The organism is Bosea sp. 685 (genome assembly GCF_031884435.1).
Lineage (GTDB): Bacteria > Pseudomonadota > Alphaproteobacteria > Rhizobiales > Beijerinckiaceae > Allobosea.
Genome location: NZ_CP134779.1, coordinates 1,428,820 through 1,448,433, shown reverse-complemented (window position 1 = coordinate 1,448,433; position 19,614 = coordinate 1,428,820). Strand labels below are relative to the sequence as shown.

At 66.0% G+C, this 19,614-nt stretch carries 17 protein-coding genes; 11 read left to right on the top strand and 6 right to left on the bottom strand.

Annotation, left to right across the window (positions count from 1 at the left end; all coding sequences use genetic code 11):
* Positions 1-38 precede the first annotated feature (38 nt).
* From RMR04_RS08085 to RMR04_RS08055, 7 genes are all read left to right on the top strand, one after another.
* Positions 39-1,256 (top strand): MFS transporter, encoded by a 1,218-nt coding sequence (locus RMR04_RS08085; RefSeq protein ID WP_311914028.1) that lies wholly within the window; start codon positions 39-41, stop codon positions 1,254-1,256.
* A 144-nt stretch (positions 1,257-1,400) separates the two neighbouring features.
* The gene (gene carB, locus RMR04_RS08080; protein ID WP_311914027.1) at positions 1,401-4,763 is read left to right on the top strand and encodes a carbamoyl-phosphate synthase large subunit; all 3,363 of its coding nucleotides are present in this window, start codon (positions 1,401-1,403) and stop codon (positions 4,761-4,763) included.
* Between the two features lie 114 nt (positions 4,764-4,877).
* Positions 4,878-5,354 (top strand): transcription elongation factor GreA, encoded by a 477-nt coding sequence (greA, locus tag RMR04_RS08075; protein WP_311914026.1) that lies wholly within the window; start codon positions 4,878-4,880, stop codon positions 5,352-5,354.
* A gap of 209 nt (positions 5,355-5,563) precedes the next feature.
* Positions 5,564-6,031: a (2Fe-2S)-binding protein gene (locus RMR04_RS08070; RefSeq protein WP_311914025.1), complete on the top strand. Its 468-nt coding sequence runs from the start codon at positions 5,564-5,566 to the stop codon at positions 6,029-6,031.
* Positions 6,028-8,235 (top strand): xanthine dehydrogenase family protein molybdopterin-binding subunit, encoded by a 2,208-nt coding sequence (locus RMR04_RS08065; protein WP_311914024.1) that lies wholly within the window; start codon positions 6,028-6,030, stop codon positions 8,233-8,235. Before RMR04_RS08070 ends, RMR04_RS08065 begins: the two co-directional genes overlap by 4 nt.
* A gap of 154 nt (positions 8,236-8,389) precedes the next feature.
* A complete protein-coding gene (locus tag RMR04_RS08060) occupies positions 8,390-8,905 on the top strand; it encodes a hypothetical protein (protein ID WP_310148475.1) in 516 nt (171 codons plus the stop codon).
* A gap of 143 nt (positions 8,906-9,048) precedes the next feature.
* Positions 9,049-9,543, top strand: coding sequence for a hypothetical protein (locus RMR04_RS08055; RefSeq protein WP_311914023.1), 495 nt, complete (start codon positions 9,049-9,051; stop codon positions 9,541-9,543).
* A 122-nt stretch (positions 9,544-9,665) separates the two neighbouring features.
* Here the strand turns inward: RMR04_RS08055 and RMR04_RS08050 are convergent, their stop codons facing one another.
* The gene (locus RMR04_RS08050) at positions 9,666-10,118 is read right to left on the bottom strand and encodes a GNAT family N-acetyltransferase (protein ID WP_311914022.1); all 453 of its coding nucleotides are present in this window, start codon (positions 10,116-10,118) and stop codon (positions 9,666-9,668) included.
* A gap of 11 nt (positions 10,119-10,129) precedes the next feature.
* Positions 10,130-10,594, bottom strand: coding sequence for an Lrp/AsnC family transcriptional regulator (locus RMR04_RS08045; RefSeq protein ID WP_092168696.1), 465 nt, complete (start codon positions 10,592-10,594; stop codon positions 10,130-10,132).
* A 232-nt stretch (positions 10,595-10,826) separates the two neighbouring features.
* Here RMR04_RS08045 and RMR04_RS08040 point away from each other — a divergent pair, with 232 nt between their 5' ends.
* From RMR04_RS08040 to RMR04_RS08030, 3 genes are all read left to right on the top strand, one after another.
* A complete protein-coding gene (locus tag RMR04_RS08040) occupies positions 10,827-11,750 on the top strand; it encodes a mitochondrial fission ELM1 family protein (RefSeq protein WP_311914019.1) in 924 nt (307 codons plus the stop codon).
* A gap of 87 nt (positions 11,751-11,837) precedes the next feature.
* Positions 11,838-12,803, top strand: a complete 966-nt coding sequence (gene trxB / locus RMR04_RS08035) for a thioredoxin-disulfide reductase (protein ID WP_311914017.1) — start codon at positions 11,838-11,840, stop codon at positions 12,801-12,803.
* Positions 12,804-12,945: 142 nt separating this feature from the next.
* Positions 12,946-13,836 (top strand): LysR family transcriptional regulator, encoded by an 891-nt coding sequence (locus tag RMR04_RS08030; protein ID WP_311914016.1) that lies wholly within the window; start codon positions 12,946-12,948, stop codon positions 13,834-13,836.
* Between the two features lie 593 nt (positions 13,837-14,429).
* Here the strand turns inward: RMR04_RS08030 and RMR04_RS08025 are convergent.
* The 4 genes from RMR04_RS08025 to RMR04_RS08010 form a co-directional block, all read right to left on the bottom strand.
* On the bottom strand, positions 14,430-14,996 hold the full coding sequence (locus tag RMR04_RS08025) for a methylated-DNA--[protein]-cysteine S-methyltransferase (RefSeq protein WP_410492214.1): 567 nt from the start codon (positions 14,994-14,996) through the stop codon (positions 14,430-14,432).
* Positions 14,997-15,140: 144 nt separating this feature from the next.
* Positions 15,141-16,097: a protein-methionine-sulfoxide reductase catalytic subunit MsrP gene (gene msrP / locus RMR04_RS08020; protein WP_311914013.1), complete on the bottom strand. Its 957-nt coding sequence runs from the start codon at positions 16,095-16,097 to the stop codon at positions 15,141-15,143.
* 149 nt (positions 16,098-16,246) lie between these two features.
* Positions 16,247-17,356 carry a 3-isopropylmalate dehydrogenase gene (leuB, locus tag RMR04_RS08015; protein ID WP_311914012.1) on the bottom strand — a complete coding sequence of 370 codons (1,110 nt, stop codon included), beginning with the start codon at positions 17,354-17,356 and terminating at the stop codon, positions 16,247-16,249.
* Between the two features lie 78 nt (positions 17,357-17,434).
* Entirely contained in the window at positions 17,435-19,009 is a 1,575-nt protein-coding gene (locus RMR04_RS08010) for a winged helix-turn-helix domain-containing protein (RefSeq protein WP_311914010.1), read from the bottom strand.
* 158 nt (positions 19,010-19,167) lie between these two features.
* Here RMR04_RS08010 and RMR04_RS08005 point away from each other — a divergent pair, with 158 nt between their 5' ends.
* On the top strand, positions 19,168-19,494 hold the full coding sequence (locus RMR04_RS08005; RefSeq protein ID WP_311914009.1) for a hypothetical protein: 327 nt from the start codon (positions 19,168-19,170) through the stop codon (positions 19,492-19,494).
* The last annotated feature ends 120 nt before the right edge of the window (positions 19,495-19,614 follow it).

Genomic DNA, 19,614 nt, shown 5'->3' with positions numbered 1-19,614 from the left:
TTGAAATTCCGGGAAACCGGGTTTGGAAGGACTGTCCGATGGACGCACGTCTTCTCTGGCTGGCCGGCGGCGCTTTCGCCATCGGCACCGGCAGCCTGATCATCACCGGGATTCTGCCCAATCTCGCCACCGCCTTCGGCATTTCGACCGACACAGCGGGGCTCCTGATCTCCATCTTCGCCATCGCCTACGCCATCGGCTCGCCGGTGCTTTCGACCCTGCTCGGCACGGTCGAGCGCAAGATCGTGCTCGCCGGCGCCTTGATCGTCTTCGGCCTCGCCAATCTCGGCGCGGCGCTGGTCAGCGATTTCCACTGGGTCATGCTCGCCCGCATCGTCATGGCGCTCGCTGCCGGTGTCTACATGCCAGCAGCGAATGCCGTCGCGGTCGCGCTGGTCCCGGCCGAGCGCCGCGGCCGCGCACTCGGCCTCGTCAATGGCGGTGCGACGGTCGCGCTGATTCTCGGCGTGCCTTTCGGCACCGCCGTCGTCGCCTTCGGCGGCTGGCACCTCGCCTTCCTGCTCGTCGCCCTGTTCAGCGCGCTCGCCCTGGCCGGCATCGTGCTGAGGCTGCCCACGGGCCTGCCGCGCGGCGCCAACACGCTGGCGGAGCGCCTCCAGGTCGGGCGCCGCCCCGATGTGCTGCTCGCCTTGGCGATGACCGTGCTTTGGACGACCGGCGCCTTCACGCTCTACACCTATATCGCGCCCTTCCTCGACAACCATGCCGGCATCGCCGGCCCCTGGCTCGGCGCGGTGCTGGTCGTCTCCGGCATCGGCTCGGCGCTCGGCAACCAGCTTGGCGGCAGCGCCAGCGATCGCTACGGGCCGGAGCGCACGCTCTTCGTCGTGCTGACGACCTTGGCCGGCGCGCTTGCGGCCGCCTCGCTGGCCGCAGTGATGCTGCCACCCGCAGTCGCAGTCTTCGTCCTTCCGCTCGTCCTGCTGGTCTGGAGCGGGGCCGGCTGGGCCGGACATCCCGCGCAAATGTCGCGGCTCGCCGCGATGGCGCCTGATGCTGCGGTGGTCGCGCTCTCGCTCAATGCGTCGGCGCTCTATGTCGGCATCGCGGTCGGCTCCACGCTCGGCCAGCTGACATTGCATCATGTCGGAACCTGGCCGCTGGGCTTCGTCGGGGCCATCTGCGAGGTCGGGGCGCTCGCCATGCTCTGGCTGGCGCGGCGCCGCAAGGGCACCGTCAGGCGCAACGACAGCGACATCACCGAGATCGCGATCGGCGCACCATCTGTGCGCTAGCAGCCTTGGGAAGCGCTTTCCGCTTCCCCCAGCGGCTCCTCACCTCTATAGCGAGCGCCTAGCATTCATTCAGGCGCTCGCTTGGTCTCCGCTCGCTCGATCGGACCGGGGCCGCGCGCGCCCGCGAACATTTGGCCAGAGACCATGCCCAAGCGCACAGACATCAAGACGATCCTGATCATCGGCGCCGGCCCCATCATCATCGGCCAGGCCTGCGAGTTCGACTATTCCGGCACCCAGGCCTGCAAGACGCTGAAGGCCGAGGGCTACCGCATCGTCCTGGTCAATTCGAACCCGGCCACGATCATGACCGACCCGGACCTGGCGGATGCGACCTATGTCGAGCCGATCACGCCCGAGGTCGTCGCCAAGATCATCGAGAAGGAGCGCCACATCCTGCCCGGCGGCTTCGCCCTGCTGCCGACCATGGGCGGCCAGACCGCACTGAACTGCGCGCTCTCGCTCAACAAGAAGTCGCTGACCGACGCGAACGGCAACAAGATCAGCATCCTGGAGAAATTCGACGTCGAGATGATCGGCGCCACCGCCGAAGCCATCGACAAGGCCGAGGACCGCGAGCTCTTCCGCGACGCGATGACCAAGATCGGCCTCGACACGCCGCGCTCGCACCAGATCAAGACGCTCGGCCAGGCGCTCGACGCCCTCGACGACATCGGGCTCCCCGCCATCATCCGGCCGTCCTTCACCATGGGCGGCACCGGCGGCGGCATCGCCTACAACAAGAGCGAATTCATCGACATCGTCGAGCGCGGTATCGACGCCTCGCCGACCAGCGAGGTCCTGATCGAGGAGAGCGTGCTCGGCTGGAAAGAGTACGAGATGGAGGTGGTCCGCGATAAGAAGGACAACTGCATCATCGTCTGCTCGATCGAGAACATCGACCCGATGGGCGTCCACACCGGCGATTCGATCACGGTGGCCCCGGCGCTGACGCTGACCGACAAGGAATACCAGATCATGCGCGACGCCTCGCTGGCGGTGCTGCGCGAGATCGGCGTCGAGACCGGCGGCTCGAACGTGCAGTTCGCGGTCGATCCCGAGACCGGCCGCATGATTGTCATCGAGATGAACCCGCGCGTCTCGCGCTCCTCGGCGCTCGCCTCCAAGGCGACCGGCTTCCCGATCGCCAAGGTCGCGGCGCGCCTGGCGGTGGGCTACACGCTCGACGAGATCGAAAACGACATCACCGGCGGCGCGACGCCGGCCTCCTTCGAGCCGACGATCGATTATGTCGTCACCAAGATCCCGCGCTTCGCCTTCGAGAAGTTCCCCGGCGCCGAGCCGACGCTGACCACCGCGATGAAGTCGGTCGGCGAGGCGATGGCGATCGGCCGGACCTTCCAGGAATCGCTCCAGAAAGCTTTGCGCTCGCTGGAGACCGGCCTCGACGGGCTCGACGAGATCGAAGTCGACGGCATGGGCCATGGCGACGACAAGAACGCGATCAAGGCCGCGCTCTCGACGCCGACGCCCGACCGCATCCTGCATGTCGCCCAGGCCATGCGCTTCGGTTTCACCGACGAGCAGATCCATGAGAGCTGCAAGATCGACCCCTGGTTCCTCGCCCAGATGCGCGAGATCGTCGACATCGAGGAGAAGGTGCGCGCCCACGGCCTGCCGCAGGCGCCCGGCGCTTTCCGCCAGGTCAAGGCGATGGGCTTCTCCGACAAGCGCCTCGCCGCGGTCGCCGGAAAGACCGAGGCCGAGGTCAAGGCGCTGCGCCGCTCGCTCGACGTCAGGCCCGTCTACAAGCGCATCGATACCTGCGCCGCCGAATTCGCCTCGCCGACGGCCTATATGTACTCGACCTACGCCATGCCCTTCGCCGGCAAGGCCGATGACGAGGCGCGTCCCTCCGACCGCAAGAAGGTCGTCATCCTCGGCGGTGGTCCCAACCGCATCGGCCAGGGCATCGAGTTCGACTATTGCTGCTGCCATGCCTGCTACGCGCTGCGCGACGCCGGCTACGAGACCATCATGGTCAACTGCAACCCTGAGACCGTCTCGACCGACTACGACACCTCGGACCGGCTCTATTTCGAGCCGTTGACCGCCGAGGACGTGCTCGAGATCCTCGACACGGAAAAGCAGAACGGCACGCTGCATGGCGTCATCGTCCAGTTCGGCGGGCAGACCCCGCTGAAGCTGGCGAACGCCCTGGAAGAGGCCGGCATCCCGATCCTGGGCACCTCGCCCGACATGATCGACCTTGCCGAGGACCGCGACCGCTTCAAGCGCCTGCTCGACAAGCTGCATCTGAAGCAGCCCAAGAACGGCATCGCCTATTCGGTCGAACAGGCCCGCATGATCGTCGCCGAGCTCGGCCTGCCCTTCGTCGTGCGCCCGTCCTATGTGCTCGGCGGCCGCGCCATGGCGATCATCCATGACGAGACCCAGTTCGAGAACTACCTGCTCGGCACGCTGCCCAGCCTGATCCCCTCCGAGGTCAAGGCAAAATACCCCAACGACAAGACCGGGCAGATCAACACCGTGCTCGGCAAGAACCCGCTGCTGTTCGACCGCTATTTGTCTGATGCCATAGAGGTCGATGTCGACTGCCTCAGCGACGGCAAGGACGCCTTCATCGCCGGCATCATGGAGCATATCGAGGAGGCCGGCATCCATTCCGGCGATTCGGCCTGCTCTCTGCCGCCGCGTTCGCTTTCACCCGAAACCATCGCCGAGCTGGAGCGCCAGACCAAGGCGATGGCATTGGCGCTCGATGTCGGCGGGCTGATGAACGTGCAATACGCCATCCAGAACGGCGTCATCTACGTGCTCGAAGTGAACCCGCGCGCCTCGCGCACCGTGCCCTTCGTCGCCAAGGTTATCGGCATCCCCGTCGCCAAGATCGCAGCCCGCATCATGGCCGGGGAGAGCCTGGCGAGCTTCGCGCTGAAGGCGGAGAAGCTCGACCATGTCGGCGTCAAGGAGGCGGTCTTCCCCTTCGCGCGCTTCCCGGGCGTCGACGTGCTGCTCGGGCCGGAAATGCGCTCGACCGGCGAGGTCATCGGGCTCGACCGCTCCTTCGACATCGCCTTCGCCAAGAGCCAGCTCGGCGCTGGCTCCAAGGTGCCGGTCAAGGGCACGGTCTTCGTCTCCGTGCGCGACGAGGACAAGCCGCGCATCGTTGCCAGCGTGCGCATCCTCGCCGATCTCGGCTTCCGCATCCTGGCGACGGGCGGCACGCTGCGCCTGCTGCAGGAGGAAGGCATCGCTGCCGCCAAGATCAACAAGGTGCTGGAAGGCCGCCCGCACGTGGTCGACGCCATCAAGAACGGCGAAATCCAGCTCGTCTTCAACACCACCGACGGCCCGCAGGCGCTGGCGGATTCGCGCTCTCTTCGCCGAACGGCCCTCTTGCACAAGGTGCCCTATTATACCACCTTGGCCGGAGCGATCGCGGCGGCGGAAGGCATCAAGGCCTATTGCAGTGGCGATCTCGAGGTTAGATCGCTGCAATCCTATTTCGTGCGCGCAGCCTGACGACGGCGCGCGGGACATAGATTTCGGCACCTTAAAAAACGATCGAATGCCACGGACGCAGGCCGCGAAACAGGCGGCCGGCGGCTTCTGGCTTTCGCAATTCGGGATGAGACTATGGAAAAGGTTCCCATGACCGCGGGCGGCTTCGCTGCCCTCGAGACGGAGTTGAAGGATCGCCAGCAGGTGCAGCGTCAGCGCATCATCCAGGCGATTTCGGAAGCGCGCGCCCATGGCGATCTGTCGGAGAACGCCGAATATCACGCCGCCAAGGAAGCGCAGGCTCTTAATGAAGGCCGCGTCCAGGAGCTCGAATCTCTAATCGGCCGTGCCGACATCATCGACGTCGCCAAGCTCGCCGGCGGCGACACGATCAAGTTCGGCGCAACCGTGCAATTGATCGACGACGACACCGAGGAAAAGAAGATCTACCAGATCGTCGGCGAGCCGGAATCGGATGTGAAGTCCGGCAAGGTCTCGATCGGCTCGCCGATCGCGCGTGCGCTGATCGGCAAGAAGGTCGGCGATTCCGTGCAGGTCAACACGCCCGGCGGCGGCAAGTCCTACGAGGTCGTCAGCGTCCAGTTCCGCTGACGGATGCCGCGCGATTGTCCGGCTCGGTTTTCCGGGCCGGCCGAGCCTCGCGAGCCATGACCTCGTGAGCCAAGTCCTCGCGAACCATGGCGCGGAATCGACGAAACCGCCTCTCGGAAAACCGGGAATGCCCCCAATAGCAGCAGCGCCGCGCCTTGTCCGGCGCGCCGGAGCAGGCGATAGTGCCGGCGCTGCCGCGAGGGGTCTCCATGGCGTCCTATCGTTTTTCCGTGAACGGCACCGCGCGCACGGTGGAGAGCAGCGACCCTGACCAGCCGCTGCTCTATGTCCTGCGCAACGCACTGGGGCTGACCGGCACCAAATTCGGCTGCGGGCTCGGTCAGTGCGGCGCCTGCACCGTGATCATCGACGGCGATGCAGCGCGCTCCTGCATCACGCCGATCTCGGCCGTCGCCAGCCGGAACGTCACCACGCTCGAAGGGCTCGGCACGCCCGACACGCCCCATCCCGTGCAGGCGGCCTTCATCGCCGAGCAGGCGGCTCAATGCGGCTACTGCACCAACGGCATGGTGATGACCAGCGCGGCGCTGCTCGCGCGCCAGCCCGATGCCACGCTCGATGACGCCAAGCTGGCGCTGGCCGGCAATCTCTGCCGCTGCGGCACGCATCATCGCATCCTGCGCGCGGTCATGCGCGCCGCCGGGAGGACGCCATGACCGCGCTTCTCACGCGCCGGACCCTGCTCAAGGCGGGCGGCGCCATGGTGATCGGGCTTGGTCCCGCGGGCCGCGCTCTTGCTCAGCTCGCACCTGCGGCGGAGGCTGCGCTCGGCAAGACCCTCGACCTGAACGAAGTGGACGGCTTCATCGCCGTCCATGCAGACGGCTCGGTAACGCTGTTCTGCGGCAAGGTCGATCTCGGCACCGGCCTGCGCATCGCCATCCCCCAGATGGCAGCCGAGGAGCTCGGCATCGGTCTCAACCGCATCGCCATGGTCGAAGGGGACAGCGCACTGACCCCCAATCAGGGCTCGACCGCCGGCTCCACCGGCATCGTGCGCGGCGGCGTGCAGATCCGCCAGGCGGCGGCGACGGCGCGCGAAGCGCTCCTCCGCCTGGGCGCGGAGCGTCTCGGCCGGCCAGCGGCTGAGCTCGATGCCATAGACGGGGAGATCAGGCCCAAGGCGGGCGGGCCCGGCATCGGCTTCGGCGCGCTCGTCGGCGATCGACGCTTCAACCTGAAGCTCGACGCCAAGGCGCCCTTGCGGACGCCCGACAGCTACAAGCTCGTCGGCCAGCCAATCGCGCGCCCCGACGTCCCGGCCAAGGTGACCGGGCGACATGTCTACGTCCATGATTTCAAGCTGCCCGGCATGCTCCATGCGCGCGTGATTCGCACACCCTCGGTCGGGGCAAAGCTGCTCGAGGTGGACGAAGCCTCGATCCGCGACATTCCCGGTGCGCGGATCGTTCGCATCAATGATTTCCTCGCCGTGGTCGCCGGGGATGAATGGGATGCGGTGCGCGCGATGCGGGCGCTCAAGGCGCGCTGGACGGAGAACACCCCGCTCGTCGGCCATGAGCGCGTTCAGGACTGGATGCGCGCCGGCCCCTTCATGGCCGATGAGGTGCTCTCCAAGAAGGGCGATGCCGGCGCGAGTCTCGCCGCCTCGGGCCAAAAGCTTTCCGGCACGTATTACTGGCCGTTGCAGACGCATGGCTCGATGGGCCCCTCCTGCTCCGTCGCTGACGTGCGCGACGGCAAGGCGACGATCTGGAGCGCCTCGCAGGGGACGCACCGCCTCCAGCAGATCTGCGCCCGGATCCTCGATCTGCAGCCAGCCAATGTGCGGGTCGTCTATCTCGACGGTGCCGGCTGCTACGGCATGAACGGGCATGACGACGCCTCCGTCGACGCCGCTATGATCTCCAAGGCGATCGGCCAGCCTGTGCGCTTGCAATGGATGCGTGAGGACGAACATGGCTGGGACCCGAAAGGCCCGCCGCAGCTCCTGTCGCTCGAAGGCGGGTTGGACTCCGATGGTAGGATCGCCGCCTGGCGCACCGAAATGTGGCTGCCGCGGGCGACAGCCAACCTGCCGAACCCGCCCCTGCTCGGGCCGGAGGCCGCCAATATCCCGCAGATGCAAGGCCTCTCGACAGGGCTGATCACCCAGAACGCCGAGCCGCCCTATGCCGTGCCGAATGTCCAGGTGCTGGTGCATTGGCTGAAGGATTCGCCGCTGCGCCCCAGCAACATCCGGGCGCCCGGCAAGGTCGCCAACAGCTTCGCCGTCGAAAGCTTCATCGACGATCTGGCAACGGCCGCGCGGCGAGATCCGGTTGCGTTCCGCCTCGACGGGCTCTCCGATCCAAGGGGGATCGAGGTGCTGACGCGCACGGCCGCCCTGATGGGCTGGCAGGCCCGGCCCTCGCCCCAGGGCAGCGGAGTTGGACGCGGCATCGCCTATGTCCACTACAAGTTCAACGAGACCTATGTCGCGATTGGCATGGAGGTGCAGGTCGATCGCGCCACGGGCGCCATCCGGGTTCAGCGCGTGGCCTGCGCCCATGATTGCGGGCTGGTCATCAATCCCGATGCGCTCAGGCAGCAAATCGAGGGCAACATCCTGCAGACATTGAGCCGGACCCTGTTCGAGGAGGTCACGTTCGACCGGGGGCACGTGACCAGCGTCGACTGGATGAGTTATCCGATCCTGACCATGCCCGATGTGCCCGAACTCCTGATCGATGTCATCGACCGGCCAAACAAGCCGCCTTTGGGCGCCGGCGAGGCCGCCTGTGCGCCGGTGCCGGCGGCGTTGGCCAACGCCATTTTCGATGCGGTCGGGGCACGGCTGCGCACCGTTCCCTTCACCCCGGACCGCGTCAAAGCCGCCATCGCGCGCGGTTTCGCCTAGAGGCGTAGCTCGTCGATTTGAACCTGTAGGCGCGCTCCGCGTTCATACCAGGGGCGCGCCAATGTTTCCGCGAAAAGTGACGCAGACACTATCCGGGGATGGGAATCGTCGGATCGGCGCGCTATCCTCCCGCCCAGTCGCTGGAGACAGGCTCATGACCACCCGCCGCACCGTCCTTGCCGCCTCGTTGGCGGCGCCTGCCTTGGTTCTGGCGTCCCTGCGCCGCGCCGAAGCACAGGCGCAGGTTCCGTCGATCGGCGCGATTCATGTCGATGTCTCCAGGCTGGCGGCGCAGGGCTGGGGCTCGAATGCGCTCGCCATCAAGATCGGGCTGGAGCAGGAGCTGACGGCCGCGCTCGGACCGACCCTGCGGCGCGGCGCCGGCCCGACCCTGAACGTCGCCGTACGCGGCGTCTTCCTGAACAGCTATGCCGGCGGCGGCGGTGGCGGCGGACATGTCGGCAGCGGCGCGAGCCAAAGCTCCGATTCCTTCGACAGCGAGGCCACGCTGGTCGGGCGCGGAAACCGGATCATCGCGACTTATCCGGTGCTCACCACCGTGCCCGCGAGCGCGGCCGGTCCCTGGTATCTGCCCGACATCGACCAGCGCCGCCTGACCGGGCTGATCCAGACCAACGCCGCCTGGATCAAACGCTACGTCTCCGGCTGAAACCGTTCCAAGCCCGATCACGACGCAAGCCCGATCACGACCGCGCTACCGCCATGGCGAGGCGCCTGCGCCTGATCTAAAGTCTCCGCAGTCGGCATCGCTGTCGCGTCGCGACGGGAATGTCGGGATGACAGGAGCAGATCATGCTGAACCGTCGCGCCCTTCTCTCCACCGCCCTTCTCTCCGTCGCCTTTGCCGCGCCAGTTATCCTGATGGCGAGCGGGCGTTCCGCCCTTGCCGCCGGCGCCGTCCAGGTCGATGTCTCGCGTCTCACCACGCAAGGGCTCGGCCCCAATGCAGCGCGCATCAAGCTCGCGATGGAGCGCGAGCTCGCAGGCGCGCTCGGGCCCAGTTTGCAAGGCCGCGGCGCTTCGCTCGTGGTCAGGGTGCTGGGCATCAGCATGCCGAGCTATTCCGGTGGAGCGACCGGCTTGGGCGGAGCGGGAGCCGATGACGGCATGGAATCGGAAGCGACGGTGATCGGGCCCGACGGGCGCGTCATCGCGACCTATCCGGTGCTGTCCTCCTCCTCGGCCGGCATGGCCGGGAACTGGTACACGCCCGGCATCGATACAGCGCGCATCGACAGCATGGTGCGCACCAATGCGGGCTGGATCAGGCGCTATGTCGGGGGCTAGAGCAGTTTCCGATCCGATTGGATCGTTCAACAGCTCCTGCTCTTTGTTTTAACGCGTTTTCTCCGCGCAAACGCTTCGCGTTTGTCGCGGGGGAACCGGTGTCCACTTCGCTCGAAAACGCTCTAATCGAGAGGCCGCCTGATCTGGAAGGCGGTCTTGCCGCGCACGAAGCCACAGGATTCGTAGAAGGCCAGGACGGCGGGGTCCGAGCGCCCGGTCATCAGCATGACCTTGTAGCAGCCGGCGGCCCAGGCCTGGGCGAAAGCCGCCTGGATGACGCGCTTGCCCAGACCGTGCCCGCGCATCGCCGCCAGCGTCACCACGTTCTCGATCATGGCGAAGGGGCTCTGCTTGCGCGTCAGATTGGGCACGATCACCAGGACGCAGGTCGAGACGGCGCGCCCATCGACTTCGGCGACATGGACGGTGACCATCTCATTGGCAAGAATCGCAGCCCAGGTCTTCGTGGCGTCCTCGGGCCGCGGCAACACGTCATCGGCGCTGAGTTCGGCATAAAGCGCCAGGAGCGCCTGAAGATCGTCCCGAACGGCCTTGCGGAGGATGAGCCGCGTCACAGCCTCTTGCCTCAGCCGAAAGGCACGATCGGCTCGTCCTTGACCCGGTCGAAGGCGAGCGCGGTGCGGACATTGCGGACATTGGGCAGCGCCGTCAGATCGCCGACGAAATCCTGGAAGGCCTTGAGGTCGGGCGCGACGCATTTCAGCATGAAATCGATGTCGCCCGAGAGCTTCCAGCATTCGCGCACCGCATCCCAGGCCCGGATGCGAGCCTGGAAGGCTTCGAGATCGGGCTCCGCCTGGCTGGCCAGATGCACGAAGGCGAAACAGACCACATCCAGCCCGAGCTTGCGCTCGTCGAGCAGGGCACGATAGCCGGTGATCAGCCCGGCCTCCTCCAGCGCGCGGACGCGGCGCAGGCAAGGCGGCGGCGAGATGCCGACGCGGCTCGCCAGCTCGACATTGGTCATGCGCCCATCGGCCTGGAGCTCGCGTAGGATCCGCAGGTCGATGTCGTCGAGTTTTGAACGCACGAAAGGCCCCGAAAGAAGGTCGCGCTGGTGTAGACGCAGCACAGACGCGATACAAGGCATCGACCGTGCCAGCCCAATCATCCGGCTCACATCCAAAAGTGAGAGCGGGATCAATACGGAAGACCGGTTCCCACTTTTTCGCATCCGGCTCTAGGAGTGCGCCCGCCTTGCCTGCCCACCCGCTCCCGACAATCTGGGTCCTGACCGATGGCAAGGCCGGCGACGAGGTGCAGTGCCTCGGCGTGGCCGAGCGACTTGGCGTCGTGCCCGAGATCAGGCGCGTCGCGCCGCGCGCGCCTTTCGTCTGGCTGATGCCGCGCGGGCCGATCGACCCCCGCGAAGGGCCGGAGCGGGAAGGCAGCCCGATCCGCCCCCCTTCCCCGACATCGTCATCGCCTCGGGCCGGCGGGCGGTCGCCTATCTGCGCGCGGTCAAGAAGGCCTCGAACGGCCGCAGCTTCACCGCCATCCTGAAGGACCCGCGCACAGGGACCGGCGCAGCAGACTTCATCTGGGTCGCCGAGCACGACCGCCTGCGCGGACGGAACGTGCTCGTCACCACGACCTCGCCGCACCGGCTCGCGCCGGAGCAACTGGCGCAGGCCCGCGCGCATCCCCCCGCTGCGATCGCGGCCCTGCCCTCGCCACGTGCGGCGGTCATCGTCGGCGGCGACAGCCGGCACCATCGCTTCCGGCCCGAGGATATCGCGCGCTTCGCCGGCCTGCTCGACCTGCTCGCGCAATCAGGCGTGGCGCTGATGGGCTCACGCTCACGGCGCACATCGGCGGCGCTCGACGCGGCGGTCGCGGAGGTCTTCACCCGCCACCAGGGCTGGTGGTGGGACGGCACGGGCGAGAATCCTTACGTCGCGCTGCTCGCCAATGCCGACACAATCGTCACGACGGCCGATTCGACCAATATGATAGGCGAGGCGACCGCGACCGGCGTGCCGATCCTGGTCTTCGAACCGCATGGCGGCCACGGCAAGCTGGCGAAGTTCCTGGAGGCACTGAAGCGGCAAGGCGCTGTGCATCACTTCGAGGGGCATCTTGCTGGAGCGCGCTATGAGCCGCTAGACTCAACGGCCGAGATTGCAGAGGCGGTCCGCCAGGGCTGGCTCAGGCATCGGGCCGAACTCGGGCTTGCCGAACCTTGAGCCGGTGCGGCCTTGCACCAGCCGATCGAGACCGTATCTGACTGAATGAAGTCGTGGCATCGGCCGCGCGAACAGGAATATGAGACGATGGCCCATACCCATGCCCGCGTCATGATCGTCGGCTCCGGCCCCGCCGGCTACACCGCCGCGATCTATGCCGCCCGCGCCATGCTCGAGCCGGTGCTGATCTCCGGCATGCAGGCCGGCGGCCAATTGATGATCACCACCGATGTCGAGAACTATCCCGGCTTCGCCGATGTGATCCAGGGCCCCTGGTTGATGGAGCAGATGCGCGCCCAGGCCGAGCATATGGGCACCAAGATGGTCTCCGACCACATCTCGAAGGTCGACCTCTCCCGGCGGCCCTTCCGGCTCTGGGGCGATGGCGGCGAGACCTATTCCTGCGATGCGCTGATCGTCGCGACCGGCGCGCAGGCAAAATGGCTCGGCCTGCCCTCCGAGCAGAGCTTCCAGGGCTTCGGCGTCTCGGCTTGCGCCACCTGCGACGGCTTCTTCTTCCGCAACAAGGAGGTCGTGGTCGTCGGCGGCGGCAATACGGCAGTCGAGGAGGCGCTCTACCTCGCCAACCTTGCCAGCAAGGTCACGCTGGTCCACCGCCGCGATTCGCTGCGCGCCGAAAAGGTGATGCAGGACCGGCTGTTCAAGCACCCCAAGGTCGCGCTGGTCTGGGATAGCGAGATCGCCGAGATCTGCGGCGGCACGCAGCCGCCCAACGTCACGCATCTGCGCCTGCGCAACCTCAAGACCGGCGCGGAGAGCGAACTCAAGACCGACGGCGTCTTCATCGCGATCGGCCATAAGCCGGCGACCGAACTCTTCGTCGGCCAGCTCGCGATGCGTGATTCGGGCTATCTCGACGTCGTCCCGGGCACCGCCCAGACCAATATCCCGGGTGTTTTCGCCGCCGGCGACGTCACCGACGAACATTACCGCCAGGCCGTGACGGCAGCAGGCCTCGGCTGCATGGCCGCGCTCGATGCCGAACGCTGGTTGCAGGCGAGCGAATTGGAGCAGCGCCAGGCGGCTGAGTGAGATCGCAGCGCGATATATCACCAATTGTGATGGATTTCGTCACCAGATTCAGTGCGAAAAAAGAACATCAATGTCACGCAGACATTGACCTGCAACGGTTTTGCCCCCCAACATGCACGAAACGCATAACGGGGGGACCGCGGTGGATTGGGACCGCATCAGGATTTTTTATACCGTCGCTGAATCCGGCAGTTTTACCAAGGCGGGAGACGTTCTGGGCCTGAGCCAATCTGCGGTTAGCCGCCAGATTGGCGCGCTGGAGCGCGAATTGCGTGCGCCCTTGTTCCATCGGCATACGCGCGGGCTGATCTTGACCGAGCAGGGCGAACTGCTCTGGCGCGCTGCGCGCGAGATGACGCAGCGCCTGGAGCGAACCCGCGCCCAGCTTTCGGAGACGCGCGAGCACCCATCCGGCGAGCTCAAGGTCACCGCGACACGCGGTCTCGGCGGGCACTGGTTGACGCCCCGCCTCGCCGAGTTCCTGGATCTCTATCCCGACATCAAGGTCGAGCTCATCCTTACCGACGAGGAACTCGATCTCTCGATGCGCGAGGCCGACATCGCGATCCGGCTGCGCCAACCTCAGCAGCCCGACCTGATCCAGCGCAAGCTCTTCACCGTGCACTTCCACGTCTACGGATCGCCCGCCTATGTGAAGCGCTTCGGCGAGCCCAAGAGCTATGAAGAGCTGGACAACCACCGCATCCTCTCCTTCGGCGGCACCTCGCCATCCTACCTCACGGCTGTGCACTGGCTGGGAACGCTGGGCCGCGACCAGCGCAACCCGCGCCCGATCCATCTGACCGTGAACAACATCACCGCGATGAAGCGCGCCGTCGATTCGGGCGCCGGCATCGCCGTGCTGCCGGACTACCTGATCGAGACCGGTTCGCCCCTGGTGCAGTTGCTGCGGGAGACCGAAATGCCGCAGCTCGAGAGCTATCTGGTCTATCCGGAAGAGATGAAGTCGGTCGCCCGCGTGCAGGTGTTCCGCGACTTCCTGATCCAGAAGGCGCAGCGCTGGACCTACTAGAGCTGATGCGAAAAAGCGGTTTCCGGTTTTCGCAGGAGCAATGCTCTCAACGCCTCGAAGCGATCGGGTTTTTCGCATTCTGACGACGCCGTCCGAAGGTGACGTGATCCGAGTCCGGTTTTCAGCCAAAAGCCGTCTTGCGCATCGCGCAAGGCGGCTTTTCTGCGTCCGGCGCATATGACTCCGACAATTTCGTGACAATTTACAACTATTTAGCTCTCATCATGCGCAAGACGCATAGCCGATACAAGCTATGCTGCATTGCAAAAAGGCAGCTGCTGCCCGATATAGCAAACACGGTTGTTCGCAACGGGCTCCGCTACCTCCTCCCGGCGTTGAGTTCGTTGCAGCCGTTCCCCTCTGAGATGTTTGGCGCTTGCGCTGGATGTTTCAAACTTCAAAGGCCGGCTCCCTCGGGGGTCGGCCTTTTTTTCATGCGTTTTCGGCGTGTCGGGCGCGTGTCGAGACAATTTCCGTCATGGTCGGAACAAGCCCGACCATCCACGCCTTCGCTGAGCGAGGCTTGTGCTCAAGACGTGGAATGCTCGCCACAAGGGCGAGCATGACGGCTGAGCCACTCCCAAAGTCGCCCGCTACCGCCGCCGCGCTTCCAGCGGCAGCGCTCCGAACAGGCTGGGCTCGGCGCTGGTGCGCGCTTTCTCGATCGTCAGCATGCGCAATTTGGTCTCGACGCCGCCATCGGCGGAGAAGCCGCCGGTCTTGCCGCCGGCCGCCAGCACGCGATGGCAGGGCACGATGATCGGCCACGGATTGGAGCCCAGTGCCACGCCGACGGCACGCGCCGCGCCCGGCTCGGCGATACGGGCAGCGACCTCGCCATAAGTCAGCGTCTCGCCCGGCGGAATCGTCAGTGCAACGTCATAGACCTTGCGGTTGAAGGCCGGTGCGCTGTCGAGATCGATCGGCAGATGCGCAAGATCGCGCGGCTCACCCTGGAGGAGCGCCCGGATCTCGTCCATGGCGCTCGCAATGAAGGCGACAGGCGCCGCTTCGCTCGCCTCCGGAAAGCGCCGCGCCAGGCGCCGGCGCGCCGTCTCCTCGTCCCTCTCAGGCAGTTGCGCGCCAATGATGCGCTCGCCCTGCCAGGCCAGCGCGCAGGAGCCGATCGCCGTGTCGAAGAGAACGAAGTGCTGCATCATCGTCCGACCAAAGCCCTCATCCTGAGGAGCGATCCGAGAGGATCGCGTCTCGAAGGATGCTCCAGAAGGCGCAGACAGAGCAAGCTGGAACATCCTTCGAGACGCGGGCTAAGCCCGCTCCTCAGGATGAGGGCTGAGGCGCTCCTAGACGTAGAGCCGTTCGCCCTCCAGCCCCTTGTAGAGCGCTGCGACCTGCTCGGCATAGCCGTTGAACAGCAGCGTCGGGCGGCGCTCGCGCGTGCCCAGCACCTGCTCGCTCGCCTGGCTCCAGCGGGGGTGCGGAACCTCCGGGTTCACATTGGCCCAGAAGCCATACTCGGAAGCCTGCAGCCCCTCCCAGAAGGTCTTGGGACGCTCAGCGACGAACGAGATCTTGCTGATCGACTTCACCGATTTGAAGCCGTATTTCCACGGTGTGATCAGGCGCAGCGGCGCACCATGCTGGGGCGGGGTCGGCTTGCCGTAGATACCCGTCACCATCAATGGCAGATCGCTGGTCGCCTCAGCGATGGTCAGCCCCTCGGTATAGGGCCAGGGATACCAGCGCTGCGACTGGCCGGGCGCGACCTTCGGGTTCATGAAGGTCTCGAACTTCACATATTTCGCTGATGACAGCGGCTTGGCGAATTCGACCAGCGACTTCACCGTGAAGCCGGTCCAGGGCACCGCCATCGACCAGGTCTCGACACAGCGGAAACGATAGAGCCGCTCTTCCAGAGTCATCTTGCGGATCAGATCGTCGATGCCGATCTCCATCGGCTTCTCGACCATGCCGTCGATCGCGATCATCCAGGGCCGCGTCACCAGCCGCTTGGAGGCGCTGGCGACATCCTTGGAGGTGCCGAACTCGTAGAAATTATTGTAGTTCGCCGCCAGATCCTCCTCCGTCACCGGCCGGTCGAGCGTGTAGGCGGCGTTCTTCTTCGCGGGGTAGAGATCGAGCGTCGGGTCGGCGCCTTGCGCGGCGGCGAGCTTCGGCAGGGCCGCGCTCGCGATCAGCCCCGCGCCCGCAGCGAGCAGGCCGCGGCGGTTCATGAAGACGGCCTCGGGCGTGGCCTGGCTTTCGGGCATTTCCCAGCCAGCGCGGCGTTTGATCAACATCGGACGGACATGCTCCGTTTCAGATGCGATCAGTCTAGCGCACGCTCCGAGGTCACGCGCAACTCACGAGGGGGAGAGGTGGAAGGGGCAGTCGGCAATGGGCAGTAGGCAGTCGGGCCGTTCTACTGCCTACTGCCCACGCAACAGCCTCAGCCCCTCGCCTCCAGCGCCTTGACGATCGCAGCCCCCATCTCGCTGGTCGAGACGGCGTTCGTGCCGGGCGCGGCGATGTCCTTGGTACGCGTGCCGGAGCCGAGCACGTCGGCGATCGCGCCTTCGAGCCTGTCGGCGGCCTCGATCGCCCCGAAGGAATAACGCAGCGCCATGGCAAAGGAGCCGATCATCGCGATCGGATTGGCCAGGCCCTTGCCGGCGATGTCCGGAGCCGAGCCGTGGACGGGCTCGTAAAGCGCCTTGCGCTTGCCCGTGACGGGATCTTCCGCGCCAAGCGAGGCCGAGGGCAGCATGCCGAGCGAGCCGGTCAGCATCGCCGCCACGTCCGACAGGATATCGCCGAAGAGATTGTCGGTGACGATGACGTCATACTGCTTGGGCCAGCGCACGAGCTGCATGGCGCAATTGTCGGCGAGCACATGCTCGAGCTCGACATCGGCATAGTCCTTGGCGTGCAGCGCCGTGACCGTCTGCTTCCAGAGCACGCCGGTCTTCATGACATTGTTCTTCTCGGCCGAGGAGACCTTGTTGCGGCGCGTGCGCGCCAGCTCGAAGGCGACGCGGCAGATCCGGTCGATCTCAGGCGTGGTGTAGACCTGCGTATCGACACCGCGCTTGGAGCCGTCCTCCAGCGTGACGATCTCCTTGGGCTCGCCGAAATAGACGCCGCCGGTGAGCTCGCGCACGATCAGGATGTCGAGGCCTTCGACGACCTCGGGCTTGAGCGAGGAGGCCGAGGCCAGCGCCGGATAGCAGATGGCGGGGCGCAGATTGGCGAAGAGCCCCAGATCCTTGCGCAAGCGCAGCAGGCCGGCCTCGGGGCGGTGCTGATAGGGCACATCGGCCCATTTCGGCCCGCCCACCGCGCCGAACAGCACGGCATCCGCGTCCTGGGCGAGCTTCATGTCGCCTTCGGAAATCGCCTGCTTATGCGCGTCGTAAGCGCAGCCGCCGACGAGCCCCTTCTCGATCGCAAAGCCAGCGAGGCCCCGCTTCTCGAACCAGGAGACCACGGTCTCGACCTGGGCCATCACCTCGGGGCCGATGCCGTCGCCGGGCAGGAGCAGGAGCTTATGGGTCGCCATGGGTCGCCTCGCAGCAGCTATCGATTATCGTGCCGGCTGATTACGGGGATGGAGCGCAGCGCGCAAGCGCGCGAAGCGCTACTCTGGCAATCCGCACTTGATCAGACCCTCGATCATGATCTCGGTATGTGCATGCCCGGTCAGGCGCTTGCGCAGCATCGCGATCGAATAATGCGGCGCAACGATGCGCAGCCTGGCGATCAACGGCTGGATCCGTTCGACCTGGCCGAGATGGCCGTTCACCGCGATCAGGCCATTGAGCGCTCCCGACCAATCGGGAAACTCGGCAAGCGAGCGCCAATAGGCTTCCGAGGATTCCTCAAAGCGCCTTGCGCCCATCAAGGTGAACCCATGGATCCAGCTGTAGAACCCGGCATAGGTGCCGACCGGGCTGAGCCGCTGCGCGTGCTCCGCCTGCAGGACCGCCTCGTCGAAGAAACCGGCCCGCGTCAGCATCCAGGCGAACATGCCGCGCCCAAGCGCGAAGCTCGGCGCGGCCTCGACCATCTGCCGCGCCAGCGCCAGCGCCTCGGAATGGCGGAAGACGGTGCTGAGCCAGAACGCATAGGCCATGCGCGACCAGGCCTCGTCGGGATCGAGCCGCATCGCCGCCTGGGCGTGCCGCGCCGACGGTTCGGCGAGCTCGGCATCGACATACCAGCCGCATTGCCCACCGATCAGATAGGCCCAGGCGATCAGGGCATGCGCACGGGCATTGGCCGGATCGATCTGGACCGCCTGCATCAGAAGCTTCATCGCCGCATGGGCTTCGGTGCGATGCAGGCGGTTGATCAGGGACAAGGCCCGCATCACCAGGCCCCAGGCGGCCGGGCGCTCGCTATGGAGCTGCGCCCGGTAGCCCTCCTCGGCATAGATGCTCGGCTCGATCGTCGCGACCACCCGCTGGGTGATCTCGTCCTGAAGCGCAAAGATATCGTCCATCGCGCGGTCGTAGCGCTCGGCCCAGATATGTTTGCCGCTCTCGGCCTCGATCAGCTGGCCGGTGACGCGAATCCGCCCGCCGGCGGTCCGCACGCTGCCTTCGAGCACATAGCGCACGCCGAGTTCGCGCCCGACCTGCCGGATATCGACCGCCCTGCCCTTGTAGGTGAAGGCCGAATTGCGTGCGATCACGAACAGCCAGCGCAATCGCGACAACGCCGTGGTGATATCCTCGACCAGGCCGTCGCCGAAATAGTCCTGCTCGGGGTTGCCGCTCAGATTGTTGAAGGGCAGCACCGCGATCGAGGGCATCTCGGGAAGCAGGAGCGGCTTGTCAGCCGTCGCAGCGAAAGGCGATGCCGGAATCGGCGGCAGTTCGGGCGTGGGCAGCGGCCCTGCTGCCTCCTCGCGCACCTCGGCAACGAAGCGAAACCCCTTGCGCGGAACGGTGCGGATGACGCTCTGGGCCTCGCCGCTATCGCCCACGGCCTTGCGGGCGGCGTTGATGCGACTGGTCAGCGAGGATTCGGAGACGATGCGGCCCTGCCAGACGCTGTCGAGCACGTCGTCCTTGCTGACCATGCGTTCGCGGTTGCGCAGCAGGTAAAGCAGGAGGTCGAAGACCTGCGGCTCGATCGCGATCGCGGAGCCGCTGCGGCTCAACTCGCGCCGGCCAGCATCGAGCACGTGATCGCCGAAGACAAACCGCATTCCCGCTTCGAACCTGCCCGTCTGCATCACCTCAAGAAACAATCAAGCGTTTCTCAAGCAAAAGGCAAGCTGCTCTTCAAGCATGCCGTTGGGTTGTCCGGCATTGTCTCTCCATCGGGGCCGGCACAGACGCCCACCCGCATCTCAGGGGAACGACCATGACCAAGATCTTCGCAGCCGCCGCCCTCGCCGCCGCCATCCTCGCCGCCGCTCCCGCCAGCGCCACCATCGAGCCCAACGGCCTCTCGCTCAATGGCCTCAGCCTCAACGGTACGTACCTCAATGGTCTCAGCCTCAACGGCATCAGCCTCAACGGCATGAAGATGAACGGCATCACCATCAACGGCATGAACCTCAACGGTATGGTGTTCAACGGCATGAACCTCAACGGCGTCGAGGAGAACGGCTTCACCGTCAACGGCCGGGACCTGCAGGGCACCGCCCCGGCCGCCCTCACCCTGGTCGGCGTCGAGCTGGCCGATTGAACCGGACCCTCCGCCACAGCCGCAAAGAACTCCTCCCCTTGCGGGGAGGAGTTCTGCGTTTACGCTAGAGTTCGCCGCGCTTTCCCGGAAAACACTCCGTCATCCCGGACAAGCCGCGAA

Coding starts and splice junctions, on each gene's coding strand:
- RMR04_RS08070 (WP_311914025.1), top strand. CDS start 5,564: ATGGCGTCCTATCGTTTTTCCGTGAACGGCACCGCGCGCACGGTGGAG.
- msrP (WP_311914013.1), bottom strand. CDS start 16,097: ATGTTGATCAAACGCCGCGCTGGCTGGGAAATGCCCGAAAGCCAGGCC.
- RMR04_RS08065 (WP_311914024.1), top strand. CDS start 6,028: ATGACCGCGCTTCTCACGCGCCGGACCCTGCTCAAGGCGGGCGGCGCC.
- greA (WP_311914026.1), top strand. CDS start 4,878: ATGGAAAAGGTTCCCATGACCGCGGGCGGCTTCGCTGCCCTCGAGACG.
- RMR04_RS08060 (WP_310148475.1), top strand. CDS start 8,390: ATGACCACCCGCCGCACCGTCCTTGCCGCCTCGTTGGCGGCGCCTGCC.
- RMR04_RS08055 (WP_311914023.1), top strand. CDS start 9,049: ATGCTGAACCGTCGCGCCCTTCTCTCCACCGCCCTTCTCTCCGTCGCC.
- RMR04_RS08085 (WP_311914028.1), top strand. CDS start 39: ATGGACGCACGTCTTCTCTGGCTGGCCGGCGGCGCTTTCGCCATCGGC.
- RMR04_RS08025 (WP_410492214.1), bottom strand. CDS start 14,996: ATGATGCAGCACTTCGTTCTCTTCGACACGGCGATCGGCTCCTGCGCG.
- RMR04_RS08005 (WP_311914009.1), top strand. CDS start 19,168: ATGACCAAGATCTTCGCAGCCGCCGCCCTCGCCGCCGCCATCCTCGCC.
- carB (WP_311914027.1), top strand. CDS start 1,401: ATGCCCAAGCGCACAGACATCAAGACGATCCTGATCATCGGCGCCGGC.
- trxB (WP_311914017.1), top strand. CDS start 11,838: ATGGCCCATACCCATGCCCGCGTCATGATCGTCGGCTCCGGCCCCGCC.
- leuB (WP_311914012.1), bottom strand. CDS start 17,356: ATGGCGACCCATAAGCTCCTGCTCCTGCCCGGCGACGGCATCGGCCCC.
- RMR04_RS08010 (WP_311914010.1), bottom strand. CDS start 19,009: ATGCGGTTTGTCTTCGGCGATCACGTGCTCGATGCTGGCCGGCGCGAG.